The 22,081-nt window shown below is 40.7% G+C and carries 24 protein-coding genes; 21 read left to right on the top strand and 3 right to left on the bottom strand.

Annotation, left to right across the window (positions count from 1 at the left end; genetic code table 11):
* Window positions 1-20: 20 nt before the first annotated feature.
* Window positions 21-1,367 carry a Gfo/Idh/MocA family protein gene (locus DUT71_RS16430; protein WP_113663628.1) on the top strand — a complete coding sequence of 449 codons (1,347 nt, stop codon included), beginning with the start codon at window positions 21-23 and terminating at the stop codon, window positions 1,365-1,367.
* Between the two features lie 52 nt (window positions 1,368-1,419).
* Here the strand turns inward: DUT71_RS16430 and DUT71_RS16425 are convergent, their stop codons facing one another.
* Together DUT71_RS16425 and DUT71_RS16420 are read right to left on the bottom strand one after the other, a co-directional pair.
* On the bottom strand, window positions 1,420-2,442 hold the full coding sequence (locus DUT71_RS16425; protein WP_113663627.1) for a LacI family DNA-binding transcriptional regulator: 1,023 nt from the start codon (window positions 2,440-2,442) through the stop codon (window positions 1,420-1,422).
* Between the two features lie 96 nt (window positions 2,443-2,538).
* Window positions 2,539-2,886, bottom strand: a complete 348-nt coding sequence (locus DUT71_RS16420) for a hypothetical protein (RefSeq protein ID WP_113663626.1) — start codon at window positions 2,884-2,886, stop codon at window positions 2,539-2,541.
* A gap of 173 nt (window positions 2,887-3,059) precedes the next feature.
* Between DUT71_RS16420 and DUT71_RS16415 the strand changes: the two genes are divergently transcribed.
* On the top strand, window positions 3,060-3,587 hold the full coding sequence (locus tag DUT71_RS16415; RefSeq protein ID WP_113663625.1) for a superoxide dismutase family protein: 528 nt from the start codon (window positions 3,060-3,062) through the stop codon (window positions 3,585-3,587).
* 80 nt (window positions 3,588-3,667) lie between these two features.
* The gene (locus tag DUT71_RS16410) at window positions 3,668-4,204 is read left to right on the top strand and encodes an ExbD/TolR family protein (protein WP_113663643.1); all 537 of its coding nucleotides are present in this window, start codon (window positions 3,668-3,670) and stop codon (window positions 4,202-4,204) included.
* Window positions 4,205-4,276: 72 nt separating this feature from the next.
* On the opposite strand, the gene metK is transcribed toward DUT71_RS16410, so the two are convergent.
* Window positions 4,277-5,563, bottom strand: coding sequence for a methionine adenosyltransferase (gene metK, locus DUT71_RS16405; RefSeq protein WP_113663624.1), 1,287 nt, complete (start codon window positions 5,561-5,563; stop codon window positions 4,277-4,279).
* A 225-nt stretch (window positions 5,564-5,788) separates the two neighbouring features.
* Between metK and DUT71_RS16400 the strand changes: the two genes are divergently transcribed.
* The 18 genes from DUT71_RS16400 to nuoH all read left to right on the top strand — a co-directional run bounded on the left by DUT71_RS16400 (window position 5,789) and on the right by nuoH (window position 22,081).
* On the top strand, window positions 5,789-6,673 hold the full coding sequence (locus DUT71_RS16400) for a diacylglycerol/lipid kinase family protein (protein ID WP_113663623.1): 885 nt from the start codon (window positions 5,789-5,791) through the stop codon (window positions 6,671-6,673).
* Between the two features lie 67 nt (window positions 6,674-6,740).
* Window positions 6,741-7,097 carry a translation initiation factor gene (locus DUT71_RS16395; protein WP_113663622.1) on the top strand — a complete coding sequence of 119 codons (357 nt, stop codon included), beginning with the start codon at window positions 6,741-6,743 and terminating at the stop codon, window positions 7,095-7,097.
* A 135-nt stretch (window positions 7,098-7,232) separates the two neighbouring features.
* A complete protein-coding gene (gene pckA / locus DUT71_RS16390; protein WP_113663621.1) occupies window positions 7,233-8,837 on the top strand; it encodes a phosphoenolpyruvate carboxykinase (ATP) in 1,605 nt (534 codons plus the stop codon).
* A 273-nt stretch (window positions 8,838-9,110) separates the two neighbouring features.
* Window positions 9,111-9,995 (top strand): MotA/TolQ/ExbB proton channel family protein, encoded by an 885-nt coding sequence (locus DUT71_RS16385; protein ID WP_113663620.1) that lies wholly within the window; start codon window positions 9,111-9,113, stop codon window positions 9,993-9,995.
* Window positions 9,996-10,076: 81 nt separating this feature from the next.
* Window positions 10,077-10,694, top strand: coding sequence for an ExbD/TolR family protein (locus DUT71_RS16380; protein WP_113663619.1), 618 nt, complete (start codon window positions 10,077-10,079; stop codon window positions 10,692-10,694).
* Between the two features lie 10 nt (window positions 10,695-10,704).
* Window positions 10,705-11,250 (top strand): ExbD/TolR family protein, encoded by a 546-nt coding sequence (locus DUT71_RS16375; RefSeq protein WP_113663618.1) that lies wholly within the window; start codon window positions 10,705-10,707, stop codon window positions 11,248-11,250.
* A gap of 29 nt (window positions 11,251-11,279) precedes the next feature.
* On the top strand, window positions 11,280-12,095 hold the full coding sequence (locus DUT71_RS16370; protein WP_113663617.1) for an energy transducer TonB: 816 nt from the start codon (window positions 11,280-11,282) through the stop codon (window positions 12,093-12,095).
* A gap of 6 nt (window positions 12,096-12,101) precedes the next feature.
* Window positions 12,102-12,341, top strand: coding sequence for a hypothetical protein (locus DUT71_RS16365; RefSeq protein WP_113663616.1), 240 nt, complete (start codon window positions 12,102-12,104; stop codon window positions 12,339-12,341).
* Window positions 12,338-13,261 (top strand): PstS family phosphate ABC transporter substrate-binding protein, encoded by a 924-nt coding sequence (locus tag DUT71_RS16360; protein ID WP_113663615.1) that lies wholly within the window; start codon window positions 12,338-12,340, stop codon window positions 13,259-13,261. Before DUT71_RS16365 ends, DUT71_RS16360 begins: the two co-directional genes overlap by 4 nt.
* Before the next feature lie 82 nt (window positions 13,262-13,343).
* Window positions 13,344-15,059 carry a tetratricopeptide repeat protein gene (locus DUT71_RS16355; RefSeq protein WP_113663614.1) on the top strand — a complete coding sequence of 572 codons (1,716 nt, stop codon included), beginning with the start codon at window positions 13,344-13,346 and terminating at the stop codon, window positions 15,057-15,059.
* A gap of 79 nt (window positions 15,060-15,138) precedes the next feature.
* Window positions 15,139-15,510: an NADH-quinone oxidoreductase subunit A gene (locus tag DUT71_RS16350; protein ID WP_113647791.1), complete on the top strand. Its 372-nt coding sequence runs from the start codon at window positions 15,139-15,141 to the stop codon at window positions 15,508-15,510.
* A gap of 123 nt (window positions 15,511-15,633) precedes the next feature.
* Window positions 15,634-16,176 (top strand): NADH-quinone oxidoreductase subunit B, encoded by a 543-nt coding sequence (locus DUT71_RS16345; protein ID WP_097133603.1) that lies wholly within the window; start codon window positions 15,634-15,636, stop codon window positions 16,174-16,176.
* Window positions 16,176-16,676, top strand: a complete 501-nt coding sequence (locus DUT71_RS16340) for an NADH-quinone oxidoreductase subunit C (protein ID WP_113663613.1) — start codon at window positions 16,176-16,178, stop codon at window positions 16,674-16,676. The genes DUT71_RS16345 and DUT71_RS16340 overlap by 1 nt, the downstream gene beginning before the upstream one ends.
* Window positions 16,677-16,678: 2 nt before the next feature.
* Window positions 16,679-17,893 carry an NADH-quinone oxidoreductase subunit D gene (locus DUT71_RS16335; protein ID WP_113663612.1) on the top strand — a complete coding sequence of 405 codons (1,215 nt, stop codon included), beginning with the start codon at window positions 16,679-16,681 and terminating at the stop codon, window positions 17,891-17,893.
* A complete protein-coding gene (locus DUT71_RS16330; RefSeq protein ID WP_113663611.1) occupies window positions 17,886-18,410 on the top strand; it encodes an NADH-quinone oxidoreductase subunit NuoE family protein in 525 nt (174 codons plus the stop codon). The genes DUT71_RS16335 and DUT71_RS16330 overlap by 8 nt, the downstream gene beginning before the upstream one ends.
* 65 nt (window positions 18,411-18,475) lie before the next feature.
* Window positions 18,476-19,846 carry an NADH-quinone oxidoreductase subunit NuoF gene (gene nuoF / locus DUT71_RS16325; protein ID WP_113663610.1) on the top strand — a complete coding sequence of 457 codons (1,371 nt, stop codon included), beginning with the start codon at window positions 18,476-18,478 and terminating at the stop codon, window positions 19,844-19,846.
* 187 nt (window positions 19,847-20,033) lie between these two features.
* The gene (locus tag DUT71_RS16320) at window positions 20,034-21,044 is read left to right on the top strand and encodes a 2Fe-2S iron-sulfur cluster-binding protein (protein WP_113663609.1); all 1,011 of its coding nucleotides are present in this window, start codon (window positions 20,034-20,036) and stop codon (window positions 21,042-21,044) included.
* Window positions 21,044-22,081, top strand: coding sequence for an NADH-quinone oxidoreductase subunit NuoH (gene nuoH, locus DUT71_RS16315; protein WP_113663608.1), 1,038 nt, complete (start codon window positions 21,044-21,046; stop codon window positions 22,079-22,081). The genes DUT71_RS16320 and nuoH overlap by 1 nt, the downstream gene beginning before the upstream one ends.

The raw sequence follows: 22,081 nt of genomic DNA, 5'->3' as shown, positions 1-22,081 counted from the left end.
ATACAAATAAACCGATTTAAATGGAAAGAAGAGATTTTATCAAAAACGGCGCTTTGGCTACTGCAGGAATGACCATATTGCCTACAGGTTCTTTATTTGCAAAAGATACCGGGAAAGTACGTTTGGGCTATATCGGCGTGGGTGCCCGCGGCATGAACCATATCAAGGAAGGATTGTTGCGGGACGATGTAGAAATTGTGGCCATTTGTGATACCCAGGAAAGCTCCCTGAAGATTTGTAGGGCCGCTATTGCCAAAGCCGGTAGAGCAGCAGCAAAAGAATATACAGGCGGTTTGGATGCCTACAAGGCACTGGCCGACCGAAAAGATATTGATGCGATCATTATTTCTACGCCTTGGCAGTTCCACCATGCACAGGCCGTTTATGCCATGAACGCCGGTAAGTATGTAGGCTGTGAAGTAATTGCCGGATTAACTGTTGACGAACATTGGGATATCGTGAAAACCTCTGAAAAAACCGGAATGCCCTACATGACCTTGGAAAACGTATGTTACCGCAGGGATGTTTTGGCAGCCTTGAATATGGTAAGAAACAAAGTATTTGGCGAACTGGTGCATTTGGAAGGAGGCTACCAGCATGATCTAAGAGAAGTACTGTTTAACAATGGAAAGCAATACTATGGTGGAGGTGTGGAGTTTGGCCCCAATGCGCTAAGCGAAGCCCAGTGGCGCACCCAGTTTAACATTGATGTGGATGGCGATTTGTATCCAACTCATGGGGTAGGGCCTATCATGCAGTGCATCGATATCAACCGTGGCAACCGTTTTACCAATTTGGTTTCTTTCAGTTCAAAAGCTTTAGGTTTGGCAGATTACGTAGAGAAAAAATCACCAGGACATCCAAATGCCAAAATCAAATATAAAAACGGCGATGTAACCACCACCCTACTAAACTGTGCTAATGGCGAAACCGTAATGCTTACCCATGATACGCATTTGCCAAGGCCTTATTCTTTGGGGTTCCGCATTCAGGGAACCAACGGCCTGTGGATGGATGTGAATAAATCTGTACATATCGAAGGTGTCTCAAGGCCACACAGTTGGGACAAAGCCGAAGAATGGTTTAAAAAATATGACCATCCACTTTGGAAAAAATACGAAGACAAAGCCATGGGGGCTGGCCATGGGGGCATGGACTGGTTTGTGTTTAACGCCTTCGTTATTGCCGTAAAAGAAAAGAAACAAACACCTATTGATGTTTACGACTCGGTAACCATGAGTGTAATTACACCACTTTCAACCAAGTCCCTCAAAGAAGGGAATAAGCCACAAGCTTTCCCTGATTTCACCAAAGGGAAATGGGCTAGCCGCAAAAATACTTTTGCATTAGATGACAGTGGCTATTAAAAATACCGGACTAACTTTGGCAACCTAAGCTTAACCGTAAAGATTGTCAAAGTTAGTTTCCTTTTGTACGCTCAATAAGTTCAGCTTCGATCACTGTTTTATAAAAGGCCTGTTCCTCTTCCCCGTCTTTATTGGCAATAAGGTCAAGCAAGGTATCAATAGCTTTCTGGCCCTGTATCGCCGGAAACTGCTCTATCGAAGCCAACGGCGGATAGGCCATATAATCGGTAATGGGTGCATTGGCAAAACTTACCAATTCAATATCCTCATTTACCTTTACTCCTTTTTGGAGCGCATGTTTAACGGCAAAGGCCGAAACATAATCATTAAAGGTAACAATGGCGGTAGGCTTGCGTTTATGGTTAAGCAAGGTTTCCATGGCCCAAATAGTACCTTCTTCGGTCAAATCGCAATTAATCACCAGGCTTGGATCAAACTTCAGCCTGTTTTTCTGTAAAGCTTTAATGTAACCTTCTTTTCGCTGTCCACTGGCCAGCAGAGAAGTGGGCCCATTAATCAGGCCGATATTCCGATGGCCACGTTTCAGTAAAAAGTTAACTGCTTCAATACTGCCATTTTCTATGTTACAGGCCACATAGTGGATGTTTTTGAGTGGCGGTATGCGGTCAAAGAAAACCGTTGGGATACGAGATTTCTTCAATTGCTCAAAGTGCTCGAAATTGGACGTATTTTTGGCTACAGAAACCAAAAGCCCATCAATGCGGTGCGTTTTTAGTTTTTCCACCAAAAGCTTTTCCCGTTCTTCATCATCGTGCGATTGTGCCAACAAAATGGTATAGTTCCGCTTGTAGGCAATGTCTTCGATAGCACTCATTGCTACTGCAAAGAACGCTTCCGCCAGTTCCGGTAAAATAACACCAATGGTAAAAGTTTTGCCTTTTTGGAAGAAAATAGCGGTTTGATTGGGTTCATAGCCCATTTCGGTAGCCATTTGCTTTACTCGCTGCTGTGTAGCCAAGCTAATGCTGGGGTGCGCATGCAATGCCCTTGAAACCGTGGAGAACGATAAGTCTAGCTTTTTCGCAATTTCTTTAATAGTTACTGGTTTCTTCATTGATGATTGCACGCTTTAACGCAAATATATGTTTTTCCAGTATAATTAATATCAAGCGTTTGCGTAAAGGTTTTGCAGATACTAAAAGAGCTTTTTCTAATGAAAAAGCTCTTGTTCGTCTCGGTCGGCAGTATTAATGCGCTTGAGGAAGTCTGCAAAGGCAGCGCCATCATTATCAGAATAGGCCCCGTAGGCATCTAAAATGTAGCCCATGTTCTTGTCGCTATCCTCAATCATATACAGTACCGAATTATCTGCAGGGTCCGACATCCCTTCAAACCTATAGGTTTTCACAATGGTGAGATCATCTGGCGTATATATTTTGTTGAGCGCTTTTGATTGCATCTTACCGTGGTCGGTCATTTTAAGTTCGTTGTCTATGCCCTTTTTCCTTAGTTTTTCAAGGATTTGGCTAAGGGTATTCATCTCTATTGGCTGTTCCATAACTTTTAAAATTGATCTACCTTAAAAACATCCCAAGTTTGGAATAGTTTTGCTTTTTATTTGCAGTAAAACCACACCTATACAAACCAAAAGTGCTGGCGGTTGTTGTGCTAAAGTGTTTTAAGTCCTTAAACCATGAGGTAAACTAATTAGTAACAACTTAAACCAATATTATGAAACATTATTTTTTATGCTTTGCTCTTGCTGTTTGTACCACATTTATGGGGTGTGCAAATAAGGAAAGAGAGGTGGCTTCGGCCAATTTAAATTCAACCGCTAATAACCAGGCTATAGGTACTGCCAAGTTTTATCAAATGGACAATGGCAAGATCAGGATGGATTTGGAAATAAACATGCCCGAAAGAGCAGATAGTACCGTGGCGGTGCATTTTCATGAGCACGGAGATTGCGGCAATATGGGCGAAAATACACATGGTCACTGGAACCCAACCAACGAACCACATGGCAAGTGGGATTCTGATTCATTCCATTCCGGAGACATCGGCAACATTGCGCTTGATGGTAAAGGCCATGCTAAAATTTCGTTGAGCACCACCAGATGGAGTATCGCAGATGGTGATGCGAAAAATATTATCGGAAGAGGAATTATTGTTCATGGCGGGACCGATGACTACCAGACACAGCCTACGGGAAACTCTGGCCCGAGGATAGGGTGTGGGGTGATAGCTGCCGTTAAGTAATTAAAAGGGTGATTAAATTTTAATCGCCCTTTTTTATGCAAATAAAGCAAAATGGTCATCATCCTAAAAACCGAACAAAGATGGCAACACTTAACGTTCCTCAAAGCGGCAAGGCCGTAAAAGGAAGCACTCGCAGACCGATTCCAGAGGTAGACTTAACCGCAATGGTTGATTTGGCATTTCTGCTTATCACCTTTTTTATGCTCACGACCTCCTTAAGTAAAATGAATGTAATGGACATTGCTAAGCCAGTACCAGTAACGCATCCCGAGCACTTAGCGCCTTGGCCAGCTTCAAAAACCCTAACTATTTTGCTAGGTAAAGACAATAAAGCCGTTTACTATCTTGGTAGAGCCACCGATGGCCAGATGCATGTTGTCGACGTTGCTCAGATCCAAAAGGCAATTTTAGAAAATAGACAAATTGTAGCAAGCACACACCAAGAAGCAAAAGACAAGGAAATGTATGTGATCATCAAACCTACCGCCACGTCTGTTTTCCGCAACTTTGTAGATTTAGTTGATGAAATGCACCTCAATAAGGTGAATACTTACGCGATTGATGATAAATATGTGCTGGCAGAGGAAGCCAGCTTTATGAAAGCTAAAGGGATATAGCTAAACTAAAAACCACATAGAACCATAGATGTATCAAGAAAGATTAACCTATGTTTCTATGTGGTTAAAAAATTATAAACCGAAAGCAGCTTTTACTTGATCAACGTAATCTAGTTTTTCCCAAGTAAACAACTCAACGCTAACTGTTTTTTCCTCACCATTTGGCGATTTGAAAACTTTAGTTACCGTTTCCGGTTGACGGCCCATGTGCCCATAGGCAGCAGTTTCACTGTAAATTGGGTTTCTTAATTTCAAGCGTTGCTCAATAAAGTAAGGGCGCATATCGAAAATAGATTCTACCTTTTTGCTAATTTCCCCATCGGTTAAGGCCACTTTGGAAGTTCCATAGGTAACCACATTGATAGAGGTAGGCTTTGCAACACCAATAGCATAAGAAACCTGCACTAAAACTTCATCGCACAAACCAGCCGCAACCAAGTTTTTGGCAATGTGTCGAGTAGCATAAGCAGCACTTCTATCTACTTTACTTGGATCTTTTCCCGAGAAAGCCCCACCACCGTGCGCTCCTTTGCCACCATAAGTATCTACAATGATTTTTCTGCCGGTTAAACCAGTATCGCCATGCGGCCCACCAATTACAAAAACGCCAGTTGGGTTAATATGGTAAGTAATATCATCATTAAATAAATGAGCGTATTGAGGATATTTAGCTTTAATTCTTGGAATCAAGATAGAGATTAAATCATTTTTGATTTTAACCAACATTTCCTCGTTTGCGGCATTCTTGTCTTCTTTCGAATCAGATTTAGGCTGCACAAAGTCATCATGCTGTGTAGAAATTACAATGGCATCAATTCTTTGGGGCTGGTTGTCGTCTGAATACTCGAGGGTAACCTGTGATTTTGCGTCAGGGCGTAAATAAGTAATCTCGGCATTCTCTCTCCTTAGCGTAGCCAACTCCCTTAATAGGGCATGCGATAAATCAAGTGCCAATGGCATATAATTTTCGGTTTCGTTGGTTGCATAGCCAAACATCATTCCTTGGTCGCCGGCACCCTGCTCTTCTTTAGTGCTTCTGTCAACGCCTTGGTTAATATCTTGAGATTGTTCGTGGATAGCAGACAAGACACCGCATGAATTGGCTTCGAACATGTACTCGCTTTTGGTGTAACCAATTTTCTTGATCACATCTCTCGCAATTTGTTGTACATCTAAATAGGTTTTAGATTTTACCTCGCCCGCCAAAATTACTTGTCCTGTAGTAACCAATGTTTCACAAGCTACTTTTGACTCGGCATCAAAAGCCAAAAAATTATCAATTAACGCGTCCGAAATTTGGTCGGCAATTTTATCCGGGTGACCTTCAGATACAGATTCTGATGTAAATAAATAAGACATCTAATTTTTTAATTAATTAAACAAACAATAAAAAAATAAAGTGTTTGATGCCCCCGATAGGCTGTAAATAGAAGTGTAGCAACAGAATTAGCACTTTTTTTTACGTGGTTGCAATCAGTCCCGAAACTTTCGGCATTAGCAAATCAGTCCACTTTAATGCTGCAAAACTACTACAATAAATTTTAATACTCAAAAATTATCAATTATTTTGTGCGCTAATTATTTATGTCGCAAAACAAGTCTAATATCCTTTTCATCATTAATCCTATTTCGGGAGGCAAAAAGAAGACCGATCTGCCAGCTTTGATCGATCAGTTTTTGGACAAGGATAAGTATGCGCCTATATATGCCTTCACCGAGTACGTTGGCCATGCAGCTGAGCTGGCTGAAGAAGCAGAGAAGAAGGAGTACGATGTTATTGTTGCCGTGGGCGGCGATGGTACCATCAACGAAGTTGCCAGCAAATTGGTGCACAGCGATAAATCGTTGGCTATTGTTCCTTTTGGCTCGGGCAATGGCTTGGCACGTTTCTTAAATATCCCGCTGAGCGCAAAAAAAGCCATCGCCCTAATCAATACGGCCAAACCACGGGTCATAGACACTGCCGAATTAAATGGCAGAAAGTTTTTTAACATGGCAGGGATGGGATTCGATGCCCATTTAAGTTCGGTTTTTGCCGGCAACAAAAAGCGGGGACTAAAAAGTTACGTAGAGCTTGGGTTTAAAGAAATTACCACTTATAAGGCGCAGCCCTATCATATTGAGATTGATGGGGAGGCATATGATAACTCGGCCTTTGCCATTAGTATTGCCAATTCATCGCAATATGGTAACAATGTTTACATCTCCCCCAAATCATCTTTAACAGACGGTTACTTAGATGTTTGCATCATACATCCCATTTCTTTGGTGAAATTGCCCGTTTTGGCGTTTCAAATGATTACCGCAAAAACACATCGATCAAGTTTAGTCAAAATCATCAGAGGAAAGCATATTAAAATAAAACGTATGGCGGCTGATGCCGTGCACCTGGATGGCGAACCTTTGAAACTTGGCGAAGAGCTTGAAATAAAGATAATCCCAGCATCGTTAAAGATACTAAGCAACTAATTTTAACGAATCCATGTACACTGTACTGGCACTATCCACTAATCCCTAACCACCAGTTCCTAATACCATGAGCAAGCAAAAGAAAAATACCTTTAATGATTTCAGCGGAATCATGTTTTCTACCGATCCTGATTTTGTTTATGAAAATCAGCAAACGGAAGAGCAGCAAACACTGCCCAATGCTCAACAAGATTTGAGGGTGATGTTAGACCGGAAAAACAGGGGCGGGAAAACAGTGACCCTGGTTACGGGTTTTATTGGTACGGAGGCCGATTTGGAGAAGCTGACCAAAACCCTTAAAACCAAATGTGGAGTTGGCGGAAGCGCCAAAGACGGCGAGATTATCCTGCAGGGCGATTTTAAAGAAAAAGTGTTTTTACATCTTCAAAAAGAGGGCTATAAAGTGAAGAAGTCTGGAGGATAGATTTTATTTGTAAGTTGCTGAAAAACAATTGTTTATTCCTTAGTGTAATTGCCACAATAAGTAAAAAAATTATCTAAATATGGCATTTTTTGCATAAATATCTACTTAGCTTTGCGGGATATTTAAACCAAAAATATGACCAAATATAGTATCCAAAAGCCTCAGCTAGATTATCTGGGTTTGGCTTCGCTGCAGTTTAAATATCAGCTGAGCGTGCCAGAACTAGTAGAGGAGGCAATCAAAAACGGGGAAGGTTCCCTAGCCGATTCAGGCGCATTAGCCATCGACACGGGTAAATTTAAGGGCCGCTCACCAAAAGACAGATTTATTGTTAGTGATGATGTTACCAATGACACCGTATGGTGGGGCGACATTAATATTAAAATAAGCACGCAATACTTTGATTTGCTTTACCAAAAAATGCTTGCGTATCTGCAGCATAAGCAGGTTTATGTAAGAGATGCTTATGCCTGTGCCGATAAGGATTATAGCATCAGTATCAGGGTAATTACTGAATATGCCTTCCAGAACATATTTGCCAACAACCTTTTTTTGAGATATGGGAACCAGGAGCTACCGGCGCAGCCAGAGTGGACCATTATTGCCATTCCATCTTTTTTAGCTAACCCGCAAACGGATGGGACCAGGCAGGAAAATTTCTCTATCCTTAATTTTTCAAAAAAAATCATCTTAATAGGAGGTACAGCCTATACCGGAGAAATTAAAAAAGGGATTTTTTCGGTATTGAACTATATACTGCCGGAGCAACGGAATACCTTATCGATGCACTGCTCCGCAAATGTGGGCAAGAATGGTGATTCTGCCGTTTTCTTCGGCCTGTCCGGAACCGGGAAAACAACACTTTCCGCAGATCCCCATAGAGCTTTGGTAGGGGATGATGAGCATGGCTGGGGCGAAGACAGTATCTTTAATTTTGAAGGCGGCTGCTACGCCAAATGTGTTGATTTAACCGCCGAGAAAGAACCACAAATTTTTAATGCGATCAAATTTGGGGCATTGTTGGAGAACATCAACTATTTCCCAGCTACCCGGACAGTTGATTTTTCTAATATCGAGAAAACCGAAAATACCCGGGTGGCCTATCCAATGCATCATATCGATAATGCCTTGGAAACATCTATAGCGCCAATCCCAAAAAATATTTTCTTTTTAACGGCTGATGCTTTTGGCGTACTGCCTCCCATATCTAAATTAACACCAGGACAGGCCATGTTCCATTTTATTTCAGGATACACCGCAAAAGTGGCCGGCACTGAAACAGGAGTAACCGAGCCGCAATTGACTTTTTCAGCTTGTTTTGGTAAAGCTTTCTTGCCCCTACATCCAACCGCCTATGCCAAACTGCTGGGCGAAAAAATGAAAAAACATCAGGTAAATGTATGGTTGGTAAATACCGGCTGGAGTGGTGGCCCTTTTGGCGTTGGCAACAGAATGAAGCTGTCTTATACCCGTGCCATGATTACTGCTGCGCTGAACGGCGAACTGGAAAATGTCGGATTCAGCCATCATCCCATCTTTGGCCTAGCAATGCCCAATACATGTAGTCACGTGCCTTCGGAGGTATTGAACCCCAAAAATACTTGGAGCAATCCGCAACACTATGATACAAAGGCTAATGAACTGGCACAGGCATTTCTGAGCAACTTCAAAGATTTTGAGGAATTTGCAGATGACGAAATGAAAAAAGGGATGCCGAAACTTGCGGAAATTATTGCCTAATACGTTTTTTTTTCTTGCAAAAATTTGCATTTGATTAAATTTTTAGTTTTAATTGCGGAAAGATTGCCTCAAAGGCAATCTTTTTTAGTTATGCGCATTTCCCAATGCGGCGTAAGTAACGAATTAATTGTGTAATGAATATTTAATTTGTAATTTAAATCAAAATTATAAATTTGCTTCCGCAACAATTCGGCCTACGCTGCGTTGAGTGTATTAACTTATTTATTTAATTAGAAATTTAAAAAACAAGTACTAAAACTAAAAATTAAAAAAATGGCAAACGCACCAAAACCTACACCAGCTAAAAAAGAGAGCAGCGCAACAGCGTCTAACTTATTTGCTACCCTAGTTATCCCAATCTGTATTCTCATTGGTGTAACGCTTTTTATCTTCGTATTAGGTAAACCATCTAACTTTAACATTCCAGAAGACGTAGCTAAAGCTAATAGCCAATTATCCCTAGCTTTCTACAATGACGATACTCACGCCTATCTTCCTCACCCAGGTAACTATGGCGGTATGGCTTTCAAAGGCGGTTTTATTGTGCCTATCTTAATGGGTATGCTTTTAATGGTATTCGTTTTCTCAATTGAGCGTTTAATCGTTATTGGTAAGGCAACTGGTAAAGGAAGCTTAGAATCATTTATCAAAAAAATCCAATCGTTCTTGAGCTCAGGAAACATCCAAGCAGCAGTAGCAGAGTGTGATAAACAACAAGGGTCTGTGGCCAATGTAATTAAATCAGGTCTTAAAAAATATAGCGAAGTAGAAGTTGACACCAACTTAGACGTAGAGCAGTCAATTGTAGCTATTCAAAAAGATATTGAAGAAGCAACCGCTTTAGAAATGCCTATGTTGGAGCAAAACCTAACCATTATTGCTACATTGGTTTCTGTAGGTACATTAACAGGTCTATTAGGTACTGTAACAGGTATGATCAAGGCGTTTGGTGGTTTAGCTAACTCAGGTGCTCCTGACCAAGCGGCTCTTGCAACAGGTATTTCTGAGGCACTTATCAATACAGCAACTGGTATCGGTACTTCAACCTTAGCGATCATCATGTACAACATCCTTACATCTAAAATTGATAAATTAACTTATGCTATTGATGAAGCTGGTTTCAGCATAATCCAAACTTACGCAAGTACACATAAATAAAATTATTTTATTTTCTTTTGCCGGCTTTATGGAAAACCGGAACAAATAGCATCATTAGTTAAAATATTAATAATTTAGATTATGGGTAAAGCAAAAGTTAAAAGGAGTAGTACCTCGATCGATATGACAGCCATGTGCGACGTGTCGTTCCTGTTGCTTACTTTCTTTATCTTAACAGCCACTGCTCGTCAGCCAGATCCCCTAGAGATCACTACGCCATCTTCTTCAGTGCAGTTTAAAATGCCTGATAAAGACATCTCTATCGTAAGTATAGGTAAAGGCAAGGTGTTCTTGGAAATCATCGGCCAAGATGTGAAAAAAGCAACACTTGCGAGAATGGCAAACCTTTATGGCCAAACGTTTTCCGAAGAAGAGGCTAAAAAGTTTGCAGTAGTTTCCGCTTTCGGTGTACCAATGGGTAATATGAAGCAGTTTTTGGCTATGAACGGCGAGCAGCGCTCCAAGTCAGGCATACAGTCAGGTATTCCAATGGACTCAACCACCAACAATGAGTTGTTCAACTGGATCAAGGAAGCTAGATATGCTACTTCTGAACTACACGGCATAGATATGCGTTTGAGCATTAAAGGTAATGCCAACGAAGAATATCCAACCGTTAGAAAAGTTGTTGACTTACTGCAAAAGCAAAAAATTAACAAATTTAGTTTAATTACATCGTCAGAAGGCGGTGCACAATAGAGATTAAGCAATGGCAGAATTAGATACCTCCGGTAAGGACGGCGGTAAAGGTGGAAAGGTAAGAAGCAAGAAGGCCTCTACTAAAGTCGATTTAACGGCGATGGTAGACTTAGCGTTCCTTTTGATTACTTTCTTCATGTTAACCACGTCTTTATCTAAACCTCAGGCAATGGATATTGCAAAGCCTGACAAGGACGCAAAGGATGAGAACAGGCTTGAACTTAGAGAGTCGCAGACGATGACCATTTTATTAGGTAAAAACGATAGGATTGCTTGGTATATGGGCGAGGCTGGTAAATCGGCTCCAACAATTGAAGGATATAATGATATTAGAGCTTCATTGTTAAAGAACAAGAAGGACGTAAAAGATGCAAGTGGTAGAGATATTGTGATTATTGTTAAGCCTACCGATGGAGCTACTTACAAAAACTTTGTAGACATCATGGACGAGATCAATATCACTAAAACAAATATCAACGCTCCAGCTGTTGACGACGATCCTAAGCATCTTTTAGATAGCGAAAGAGATTTTATGAAATCCAAAGGGATTTTATAACGAGTTGATAACAAATAAAAAATTGAGCAATGTCTAAAATAGATTTATTTAATAAGGAATGGATTGACGTTGTGTTCGCCAAAAAGAACAAGGCCTACGGAGCTTACGAGCTTCGCCAGACCAATGCTTGGAATACAACCAAATCACTGTTTATTGCTTCGGCAATATTCATCTTCCTTTTCCTGGCTCCAAAGCTATATGCCTTGTTGAAAGGAATGGTTCCTGAACCTCCAAAAGAGACAGTGACCGAGGTGGTAATGCAACCACCCCCACCAATTAACCCAGAGGTGAAAACTCCGCCACCGGTAGAGCCACCTCCACCAAAGCAAGACCAGGTGAAATTCCCGCCGCCAATCGTTAAACCAGATAACGAAGTGCGTGACGAAAAACCACCAACCGTTGAGGATTTGAAAAAAGCCGACCCCGGACAAAGAACCATTGAAGGTGACCCAACTGCAGACGTAGTGCAAATTACCGCCGCAGGTGAAGGCCCTAAACAAGCGGTAGTAGTAGAAGATAATACCGTTTACAGCTTTGTAAGTATGGAAAACCCTCCAATGTTTCCAGGCGGTATCGAGAAGTTCTATAAATTCTTGAGCGATAATATCAAGTATCCTCCAATGGCTGCGGAGAACAATATTCAAGGTAACGTGTTCGTTTCTTTCACCGTAGAAAAAGATGGATCGCTAACGGATATCAAAATTGATAGAAAACTTGGATATGGAACCGATGAAGAAGCAGTTCGTGTATTGAAACTGAGTAAACGTTGGAACCCAGGTATGCAAAACGGTAAACCGGTGCGTGTTAAATATAACATCCCAATTAAATTTAGCTTGCAACAATAGTTAAGCATGTTTAATTTAGATACTTTCAAACAGAAATCGCCTCAACAGCGATTTCTGTTTATTTTAGGGGTTGCGATGATTTTTATCTTCTGCGCTTTGGCCGTTGTGGTAATGTTTTGGGGTGAGCTTTTGAATTTAGATCCACTGAAATTTCCTCAAAAGTACCGTATCGCCTTTGGCATTGTATTGATTGTTTACGCAACGATTAGATTTTTTAGAATAATTAGAGATCACAGAACAGAATGAGAAAAGCATCAGCTTTAGCGCTCGCATTACTTTTAACATTTGCCTGTCTTTCCTGCAAGAGAAAAACAAACAAAGATACGGTTGGCGATTCGCGGACTTCTGGAAAAACAACGATATTGGTTGATGAAACCTATGCCCAAATTTTGGATGATCAGATAGCTGTTTTCAAATCTGACTATCCTTCGGCAACGATAGCTGTTGTTGCCGGAAACGAAAATGAGATTATCCCAAGGTTTAGAAAGGGCGAAATCAAGATGCTTGTGCTTTCAAGAATGTTAAAACCCGGAGAGGATAATTTTTATAAACAAAAACAAAGTCGTATCTATACAGATCGGTTTGCTATAGATGGATTGGCACTGATTGTCAAGAAGAACGATGCCGACAGCACTATTACAGCCGAGCAGGCCTATGATATCATGAAGGGAATTTCTAAAACCGGTAAGAAATTGGTTTTTGACAATGCCTACTCTAGCACAATTAGATATTTTATCGACTCGGCTAAAATAAAGCAGTTGCCAAAAGAAGGAGTTTACACCCTGAAAACAACGAATGACGTGATTAAATATGTGGCAGAAAATGAAGGCTACATTGGCGTAATTGGCGTAAACTGGTTGTTAAAAAATGTTAAAGTTTCTTCTCCTTTTTTATCAGGTGTTAAGGCCTTAGCAGTTAAAAACTTAGCCGGTAAAAATGGGTCGGATGCCTATTATAAGCCTACCCAAGAAAATTTGATCAACGGAAAATATCCCTTTTTGAGAAACGTTTACCTGATCAATGCAGAAGGAACAAATGGTTTAGGCACGGGTTTTGCAACTTGGTTATCAAGCCCTCGTGGACAATTAATAGTACTTAAATCGGGTCTAGGACCTCATAAAGTAGCAGAAAGAGAATTTAACTTTAAAACTAATAACAAAAAATAATTTATTTTAATCAACTTAGGGAAATAGAGAACACTGTACATAAGCAGTTAACAGTTATTTCTAATTTTAACAAATAGAGACAATGAAAATGATTAAGAAGAACATAGCCTTGGCCACAGGCTTATTATTGATGGGTAGCACTGCCTCATTTGCTCAAAGTTTAGCTGATGCAAAAAAGGCTATCGATGCCGAGCAATATCAGAAAGCCACATCAATGCTTAAAACTTTGGTGGCAAATCAGCCGAAAGAAGGAGATAACTACTTTAACTTAGGGAAAGTATATTTATTGACAGACAATATTGATTCTGCTAGGGCAGCATTTACTAATGGTACTACTGCGGATCCTAAAAATGCTTTGAACTTTGTAGGTTTAGGCCAGGCAGATTTGTCACAAGGTAATGCAACTAACGCAAAAACCAACTTTGACAAAGCAATAGGCTTAAAAGCTAAAGATTACGCTACCTATTTAGCAATCGGTAGAGCATATATTGATCAAGTAGATAAAAAAAATATCGACTACGCACAGGCATTGCCTAATTTGCAAAAAGCAGACGAGCTAGATTCTAAAGATAAAGATCCAGAGACCTTTTTGGCCTTAGCAGATTTTTATGCGATGCAAAGAAAAAATACTGAGGCTTATCCTCAATATTTGAGAGCTTTGGATATTAACCCTAACTTGTACAGAGCTAACGTGCAGATTGGAAAAATGTACAAAGACGCATTTGCTTTCCCGGAAGCAGAAGCTGAAATTAAAAAAGTAATCGCTGCTGATCCAAATTATGGTCCAGCTTACAGAGAGCTTGCAGAAACCCAAAACCAATGGTCTTTTGCTGATCCAAAAAATGGCGCTGCAAAAAAAGCGGAATCTTTAGAGAACATGAGAAAATATCTAGATTTAACCGATAAATCTTTTGATTCTCGTTTGCGTTATGCACAGTTCTTGTTCTATGCGAGTGACTTTGCAACATTGGAGAAAGAAGTGAGTACATTAAATGCTCCAGATCCTAAAGATCCTAAGAACTTTATCGTAGCTAGGATGAGAGGCTATTCTGCAATTGAGAACAAAAACTTCGAGCAAGGTTTGAAATACATGAATGAGCTTTTTGGTAGAACACAAGATGCTTCTCGTATTATAAGCTCAGATTATTTGTACTTGGGAAAAGCGCAATTAGCTACAGGTCAAGATAGCCTTGCGGTAATTAATGTGACGAAAGGTGTGGAGCTAGACTCAACAAAAGTTGAAGAATTGGCTAGCATCGGTTTGAAATATTTTAATGACAAGAACTTTCCTAAAGCAGCGAAGGTTTATGACAAAGTAGTTAAGGTTAATTCAAAAAACCCTTCTTTGGCAATGGCTTACTTTTATTTAGGAACTTCTAATTATGTAAGTTCTAAAGGAACAGATATGGCACTTTTAAGAGCTGCAGATTCATCTTTCGTTAAGTTGTTAGAATTGGCACCAGAGTACGAAGCAGCACAATTATATAGAGCACGTACTTATAAATTGCTAGATGATCCAAAAGAACCTAAAGGCCTTGCGGTACCTCATTTTGAAAAATATATTCAAATGGTAACGGTTGATAAACCAGAGAAAGCAAGTACACCTCAAAATCAAAGAGGCTTAGTTGATGCTTATAACTATTTAGGAGCTATTACTGCAGCTACGGATAAGGAAAAAGCTAAAGAGTATTTTAACAAAACTTTAGCTATTGATCCTCAAAATGCGTTAGCTATAGACAATTTGAAGTTTTTGGCGGGTCCATCTACTCCAGCTAAAAAAACGCCAATTAAAAAGTAATTTTTAATGTCATAAAGGAAAGGCAGGATTTGTAATCCTGCCTTTTTATTTTAATTTTGCCTCCAAATCCATTGTTATTATGCAAGCACAAAGTACCGCACAAGATTTCATTCCTATTATATTTCAGGTTATTGTTGCTTTAGGTTTTGTGGTAGTAACCTTGTTTGCTACACACCTTTTAGGCCCCAAAAGAAAAACCAATGATAAGTTGACCACCTTCGAGTCGGGTATTAAGGTGATTGGAAATGCTCGTCAGCCCTTTTCTATCAAATATTTTTTGGTAGCCATTTTGTTTGTGCTATTTGATGTGGAGGTAATTTTTATGTACCCTTGGGCTGTTAACTTTAGAGAGTTGGGCTGGAACGGCGTGATAGAGATGTTTGTTTTTATGGGAACGTTGCTTTTGGGCTTTATCTATATCCTTAAAAAGAAAGCATTAGATTGGCATTAGAAGCCCGTATTCAAGTTATTTAGATTGTTTCTAAATGATGATGATGCGACCCAAATCCTACTAAATGTTGTAAATTTGCTGCTTGTCCTTGTTGTTATTGGACAAGCTTTTTTGTTTATAAACATGAGTGAAATCAAAATAGTTGAGGCGCCTCCAGGCATAGAAGGGAATGGCTTTTTCGCCACTTCTCTAGACAAGGCAATTGGCTTGGCCCGTTCACATTCGTTGTGGCCGTTGCCTTTTGCAACCTCTTGCTGTGGTATTGAGTTTATGGCAACCATGGGCTCGCATTACGATTTTGGACGTTTCGGTTCAGAAAGGTTAAGTTTTTCTCCTCGTCAAGCCGACGTTTTAATGGTAATGGGCACTATTGCCAAAAAAATGGGGCCGGTATTGAAACAGGTTTATCTTCAAATGGCTGAGCCTCGTTGGGTGATGGCAGTGGGTGCTTGTGCATCAAGCGGAGGTATTTTTGATACTTATTCGGTGCTGCAAGGTATTGACGAGATCATTCCGGTAGATGTTTATGTGCCGGGATGTCCGCCCAGACCAGAAGCTATTTTAGATGGCTTCCAGCGTATCCAGGATTTAGTAAAAAACGAATCGGGCAGAAGAAGACATTCTCCTGAATATAAAGAACTGTTAGCGAGTTACGGAATACAATAATGGCTAAAGCAACAAATACTGAACTGATTGACCTGCTAGGTGAAAAATTTGGCGAGCAGCTTTTTGATGTTTCCGAGCCTTATGGCTTATTGACTTTTTCCACTACAAAGGATAAAGTAATTGATGTGCTATCTTTCCTAAAAGAAAACGGCCGGATCAATTTTAACTTCCTTACGGATATTACCGCAGTGCACTACCCCGAAAAGGAGCAGATTGCTGTGGTTTATCATTTGCATAGCATGGTAAGTGGCATTAGGGTAAGACTGAAAGTGTTTTTGCACGAAAACGATCCAAAAATTGCTTCGGCAACTGTTTTATGGAATGGTGCAAACTGGATGGAAAGAGAAACCTATGATTTCTTTGGGGTTAAATTCGAAGGACATCCTGACTTAAGAAGAATATTAAACATGGACGACTTAGGTGTGCATCCCATGTTGAAACAATACCCGTTGGAAGATCCTAACAGGGTAGATAAAAAAGATGAATATTTTGGTAGATAACTATGAGTAACAATCAACCAGTATATACAGACAACGATCCTCAAAGTGAGTTGGTAACCCTAAACTTAGGCCCTACTCACCCCGCAACACATGGCGTTTTCCAAAACGTGTTGCAAATGGATGGGGAGCGCATAGTAAGTGGAGTTTCTACCATTGGGTATATCCATCGGGCATTTGAGAAAATTGCGGAACACCGCCCTTTTTATCAGATTACACCGCTAACCGACCGTTTGAACTACTGCTCGTCGCCTATTAACAACATGGGCTGGCACATGACGGTAGAAAAGCTCTTGAATATCCAAATTCCGAAGAGAGTGGATTATTTGAGGGTAATTATCATGGAACTTTCGCGTATTGCCGATCATATCATTTGCAATACCATTATTGCCCAAGATACAGGTGCCACTACTACTTTCCTTTATCTTTTCCAATACAGAGAGCATATCTACGAAATTTTTGAGGAGATATGTGGTGCCCGTTTAACCACTAACATTGGCCGTATAGGCGGATTGGAAAGAGATTTTAACGAGGTAGCATTTGCGAAAATCAATAAATTCTTAAAAGAGTTCCCGGCGGCATTAAAAGAGTTTGAAAGCTTGCTTAATCGTAACCGTATTTTTATCGATCGTACCAAAGGGGTGGCCGAGGTAACCGCGGATACCGCTTTAAGCTACAGTTGGACGGGTCCGTTATTACGGGCGACGGGTATCGATTACGATGTTCGCGTAAGTGAGCCTTATTCTTCTTACCAAGATTTCGATTTTGAAATTCCAGTAGGTACAAGTGGGGACATTTTTGATAGGTATTTGGTGCGTAACGAGGAAATGTGGCAAAGTGTACGCATCATTGAACAGGCGATGGAGAAATTAAAATCAGAGCCTAAAGGCATTTTCCATGCTGATGTTCCTGATTTTTACTTGCCTGGAAAGGAACAAGTGTATAACAATATGGAGGCATTGATCTATCACTTTAAAATTGTGATGGGAGAAATTGATGCGCCAAAAGCGGAAGTTTACCACGCGGTAGAAGGTGGAAACGGAGAGCTTGGCTTTTATTTGATCAATGATGGCGGTAGAAGTCCTTATCGTTTGCACTTTAGAAGACCAAGTTTTATTAACTACCAAATGTATGCGAAAATGAGCGAGGGCATGTTATTGTCTGATGCCATCATCAACATGAGTAGTATGAACATTATTGCAGGAGAATTAGATGCTTAAAGTAGAAGAAACACAGCCTGTAGAATTTTCATCAGCTTTGCTAGCCAAGTTTGATGAAATAGTGAAGCGTTATCCAGAAGGAAAGCAAAAATCAGCTTTGCTGCCATTATTACATTTGGTGCAAGCCGAGTATGGTTGGACAAGTGTGCCTGCAATGGATAAAGTTGCTGAATTCTTGAAAATTCAGCCTATAGAAGTATATGAGGTGGCCAGTTTCTACACCATGTACTTTTTGCAGCCAAAAGGAAAATATGTTTTGGAGGTTTGTCGTACTGGGCCTTGTTGCCTAGTTGGCGCCGAAAAAATTATGAATCATATCGAACAAAAGTTAGGGGTTAAAGAAGGCGAAGTTACGGCTGACGGTTTATTCAGCTGGAGAGGCGTTGAATGCTTGGCGGCTTGTGGGTTTGGTCCGGTTTTACAAATTGGTCCGGAATATACTTTCTACGAAAACTTGACCGAACAATCGGTAGATCAATTAATTGACGATTTAAAAAATAAAGATTTGCGACAATAGATTTGAGTATTGAGAGATAGACTTATAGTCTCATATCTCACATCTCACATCTCATATCTAACAAAATGGGACGTAAACTATTATTAGAACATATCAATGTGCCTGGCATCAACACGCTAGCCGTTTACCGCGAAAAAGGCGGTTACCGTGCGGTTGAAAAAGCCTTAAAGACCCTAACTCCTGATGATGTAGTTGAGGAAGTGAAGAAATCGGGTTTGAGAGGTCGTGGAGGTGCAGGTTTCCCTACGGGAATGAAGTGGAGCTTTTTGGCCAAGCCAGAAGGCGTGCCTCGTTACTTGGTCTGCAACGGTGACGAATCTGAACCAGGTACTTTTAAGGATAGATATTTAATGACACACATTCCTCATGCGTTAATTGAAGGAATGATTGTTTCAAGTTATGCCTTGGGTGCAAATACCTCTTACATTTACGTGAGAGGCGAAATGATGCCCCAGATCAGAATATTAGAAAGAGCCATCGAGGAAGCCAAAGCCGCAGGTTGGTTAGGTAAAAATATCTTGGGAACAGGATATGATTTAGAACTTTACGTTCAACCAGGTGGCGGTGCTTATATCTGCGGCGAAGAAACTGCACTTTTAGAATCCCTAGAAGGAAAAAGAGGTAACCCGCGTATTAAACCACCATTCCCAGCCATTGCGGGTTTGTATGGTTGTCCAACAGTAGTAAACAATGTGGAGTCAATTGCGGCCGTAGTTCCAATTGTAAATGATGGTGGCGATGAATATGCTAAAATCGGTATTGGACGAAGTACAGGTACAAAGTTAATCTCTGCTTCTGGAAACTTGGTAAAACCAGGAGTTTACGAGATCGAGTTAGGCATACCGGTAGAGGAATTTATCTATTCGGATGAGTATTGCGGCGGTATTGCTAACGGAAAAAGATTGAAAGCAACGGTTGCCGGTGGTTCTTCGGTGCCAATTTTGCCCGCTAACTTAACTTTAAAATATGCCAATGGCGAGCCTCGCTTGATGAGTTACGAGTCGTTATCCGAAGGTGGTTTTGCTACTGGTACCATGTTAGGCTCAGGCGGTTTTATCGCGTTTGATGAAGACCAATGTATCGTGCGTAATACTTGGAATTTCTCTCGTTTCTACCATCATGAAAGCTGTGGACAATGTTCACCTTGTAGAGAGGGAACCGGATGGATGGAGAAAATCCTTCACAAAATAGAGCACGGTCATGGTACCATGGAAGATATTGATCTTTTATGGGACGTACAGCGTAAAATTGAAGGAAATACCATTTGCCCATTGGGTGATGCAGCAGCTTGGCCGGTAGCCAGCGCCATCAGACACTTTAGAGATGAGTTTGAATGGCACGTGAAAGAGCCAATGAAAAGCCAAAGCACCAATTACGGATTAGCGAATTATGCTAATCCGATTGAGAAAAAGCCTGAGGAAGTAAAAGAGTCTTAGACTGCTATTTGCGGTTTAAGACTAGCCGATACGTCATTGCGAGGAACGAAGCAATCCTAAAGCGATAGACGAATAAATAAAATGAGATTGCTTCGTGCCTCGCAATGACGGCATAAAGCTTAATAAAGAATAGATTAAAAACCACCGTAGGTTTTTGATTTTTGAATTTTCACTTTTGACTTAAAGAATGAGTGATTTAGTTAAAGTAACCATAGACGGAATAACAGTAGAGGTAGAGCCAGGAACTACTATTTTAAACGCTGCCCGACAAATTGGAGGAGACATTGTGCCTCCTGCCATGTGCTATTATTCCAAGTTGAAGGGCAGTGGGGGTAAATGCCGTACCTGCATTGTAAAAGTGAGCAAGGGTTCTGAAAAAGACCCTCGGCCAATGCCTAAATTGGTGGCTTCTTGCCGTACTACCGTAATGGATGGGATGGAGGTGTTGAACATTACTTCACCAGAAGTTTTGGAAGCTCGTGCAGGCGTGGTAGAGATTTTGCTCATCAACCACCCTTTGGATTGTCCCGTTTGCGACCAAGCCGGCGAATGTGATTTGCAGAACTTGGGCTACGAACATGGCTTACAGAAAACCAGATATGAATTTGAGCGTCGTACTTTCGATAGGATAGATATTGGCGATAAGATCCAGTTGCACATGAACCGTTGCATTTTATGCTACCGTTGCGTGTTTACTGCCGATCAAATTACCGATAAACGCGTTCACGGAATTTTAAATCGTGGTGATCACTCAGAGATTTCCACTTACATCCAGGCAGCTGTTGATAACGATTTCTCTGGAAACGTAATTGATGTTTGTCCAGTTGGTGCTTTAACCGATAAAACCTTCCGTTTTAAAAACCGTGTATGGTTTACCAAACCTGTTGATGCACACCGGAACTGCTCACACGAAAAGTGTAATGGCAAGGTAACCCTTTGGTACAAAGGCGATGATGTATTGCGTGTTACCGCAAGGAAAGACCAATTTGGAGAAGTAGAGGAGTTTATCTGCAACGAATGCCGTTTCGATAGGAAGAAAACTTCTGATTGGACTTTGGAGCACCCAACGCACATCTCTGATACTTCAGTGATTTCATCAAACCACTACGAAACATTTAAACCGCTTCCGGTAATTAAGGAAAACCTGGCATTGCAAGAGGCAAATCAACGTGAACTAGAAAAAACCTTTAAAATCTAATGGGAATCGATTTCGTTATAGAGAAGTTTATACTCGTTATTGCACTATTTGCAATCAGTTTGCTGATAGCGATGTATTCAACCTATGCAGAGCGTAAGGTTGCCGCTTTTTTACAAGATAGGCTTGGTCCGGATAGAGCTGGTCCCTTTGGGATTTTACAACCATTGGCCGATGGGGTAAAAATGTTCATGAAAGAGGAAATCATTCCAGCCAACGCCAATAAATGGCTATTCATGGTTGGCCCTGGCTTAGCTATGCTGTGTGCCTGTATTGGTACCGCGGTTATTCCTTGGGGACAGGATATGATGGTGGGCGATAGATTGGTAAAACTACAGGTAACCGATATCAACGTAGGCTTGCTATATATCTTTGGCGTTATTTCCCTAGGCGTTTACGGCGTGATGATTGGGGGGTGGGCATCTAACAACAAATATTCGTTGTTAAGCGCTATCCGTGCGGCCTCTCAAAACATCAGTTACGAAATTGCAATGGGCTTATCCATCATCGCTTTGCTTTTGGTAACCAACTCGCTTAGTTTAAGAGAAATTGTAGCCCAACAACATGGCTGGCACTGGAATGTGATTTACCAACCACTGGGCTTTATCATCTTCATGGTTTGTGCTTTTGCCGAAACCAATCGTGCCCCATTCGATTTACCAGAGTGCGAAGCTGAGCTGAATGGTGGATATCACATGGAATACTCATCGATGAAATTAGGTTTTTACCTGTTTGCGGAGTATATCAACATGTTTGTGTCTTCAACAGTGATGGCGGCATTATACTTTGGAGGTTACAACTATCCAGGAATGGATTACATGGCTACCGTTTTAGGCCCAACTTGGGCACCTCTTTTCGGTACGTTAATCTTCTTCCTTAAAATATTTGCATTCATTTTCTTCTTCATGTGGGTGCGCTGGACCATACCTCGTTTCCGTTATGACCAGCTGATGAATTTAGGATGGAAAGGTTTAATCCCTTTAGCTATTGCAAATATTGTGATTACAGGTATTGTTATTGCTATTGTAAATAAATTTTAG

The organism is Pedobacter nanyangensis, assembly GCF_003313505.1.
In the GTDB taxonomy this organism is placed as follows: Bacteria; Bacteroidota; Bacteroidia; order Sphingobacteriales; family Sphingobacteriaceae; genus Pedobacter; species Pedobacter nanyangensis.
The sequence above is the reverse complement of the archived record's forward strand: the minus strand, read 5'-3'. Positions and strand labels throughout refer to the sequence as shown.

Bases quoted from the DNA above. Each gene is read 5' to 3' on its own strand.
- DUT71_RS16430 (WP_113663628.1), top strand. From the start codon at position 21: ATGGAAAGAAGAGATTTTATCAAAAACGGCGCTTTGGCTACTGCAGGA.
- DUT71_RS16425 (WP_113663627.1), bottom strand. From the start codon at position 2,442: ATGAAGAAACCAGTAACTATTAAAGAAATTGCGAAAAAGCTAGACTTA.
- DUT71_RS16420 (WP_113663626.1), bottom strand. From the start codon at position 2,886: ATGGAACAGCCAATAGAGATGAATACCCTTAGCCAAATCCTTGAAAAA.
- DUT71_RS16415 (WP_113663625.1), top strand. From the start codon at position 3,060: ATGAAACATTATTTTTTATGCTTTGCTCTTGCTGTTTGTACCACATTT.
- DUT71_RS16410 (WP_113663643.1), top strand. From the start codon at position 3,668: ATGGCAACACTTAACGTTCCTCAAAGCGGCAAGGCCGTAAAAGGAAGC.
- metK (WP_113663624.1), bottom strand. From the start codon at position 5,563: ATGTCTTATTTATTTACATCAGAATCTGTATCTGAAGGTCACCCGGAT.
- DUT71_RS16400 (WP_113663623.1), top strand. From the start codon at position 5,789: ATGTCGCAAAACAAGTCTAATATCCTTTTCATCATTAATCCTATTTCG.
- DUT71_RS16395 (WP_113663622.1), top strand. From the start codon at position 6,741: ATGAGCAAGCAAAAGAAAAATACCTTTAATGATTTCAGCGGAATCATG.
- pckA (WP_113663621.1), top strand. From the start codon at position 7,233: ATGACCAAATATAGTATCCAAAAGCCTCAGCTAGATTATCTGGGTTTG.
- DUT71_RS16385 (WP_113663620.1), top strand. From the start codon at position 9,111: ATGGCAAACGCACCAAAACCTACACCAGCTAAAAAAGAGAGCAGCGCA.
- DUT71_RS16380 (WP_113663619.1), top strand. From the start codon at position 10,077: ATGGGTAAAGCAAAAGTTAAAAGGAGTAGTACCTCGATCGATATGACA.
- DUT71_RS16375 (WP_113663618.1), top strand. From the start codon at position 10,705: ATGGCAGAATTAGATACCTCCGGTAAGGACGGCGGTAAAGGTGGAAAG.
- DUT71_RS16370 (WP_113663617.1), top strand. From the start codon at position 11,280: ATGTCTAAAATAGATTTATTTAATAAGGAATGGATTGACGTTGTGTTC.
- DUT71_RS16365 (WP_113663616.1), top strand. From the start codon at position 12,102: ATGTTTAATTTAGATACTTTCAAACAGAAATCGCCTCAACAGCGATTT.
- DUT71_RS16360 (WP_113663615.1), top strand. From the start codon at position 12,338: ATGAGAAAAGCATCAGCTTTAGCGCTCGCATTACTTTTAACATTTGCC.
- DUT71_RS16355 (WP_113663614.1), top strand. From the start codon at position 13,344: ATGAAAATGATTAAGAAGAACATAGCCTTGGCCACAGGCTTATTATTG.
- DUT71_RS16350 (WP_113647791.1), top strand. From the start codon at position 15,139: ATGCAAGCACAAAGTACCGCACAAGATTTCATTCCTATTATATTTCAG.
- DUT71_RS16345 (WP_097133603.1), top strand. From the start codon at position 15,634: ATGAGTGAAATCAAAATAGTTGAGGCGCCTCCAGGCATAGAAGGGAAT.
- DUT71_RS16340 (WP_113663613.1), top strand. From the start codon at position 16,176: ATGGCTAAAGCAACAAATACTGAACTGATTGACCTGCTAGGTGAAAAA.
- DUT71_RS16335 (WP_113663612.1), top strand. From the start codon at position 16,679: ATGAGTAACAATCAACCAGTATATACAGACAACGATCCTCAAAGTGAG.
- DUT71_RS16330 (WP_113663611.1), top strand. From the start codon at position 17,886: ATGCTTAAAGTAGAAGAAACACAGCCTGTAGAATTTTCATCAGCTTTG.
- nuoF (WP_113663610.1), top strand. From the start codon at position 18,476: ATGGGACGTAAACTATTATTAGAACATATCAATGTGCCTGGCATCAAC.
- DUT71_RS16320 (WP_113663609.1), top strand. From the start codon at position 20,034: ATGAGTGATTTAGTTAAAGTAACCATAGACGGAATAACAGTAGAGGTA.
- nuoH (WP_113663608.1), top strand. From the start codon at position 21,044: ATGGGAATCGATTTCGTTATAGAGAAGTTTATACTCGTTATTGCACTA.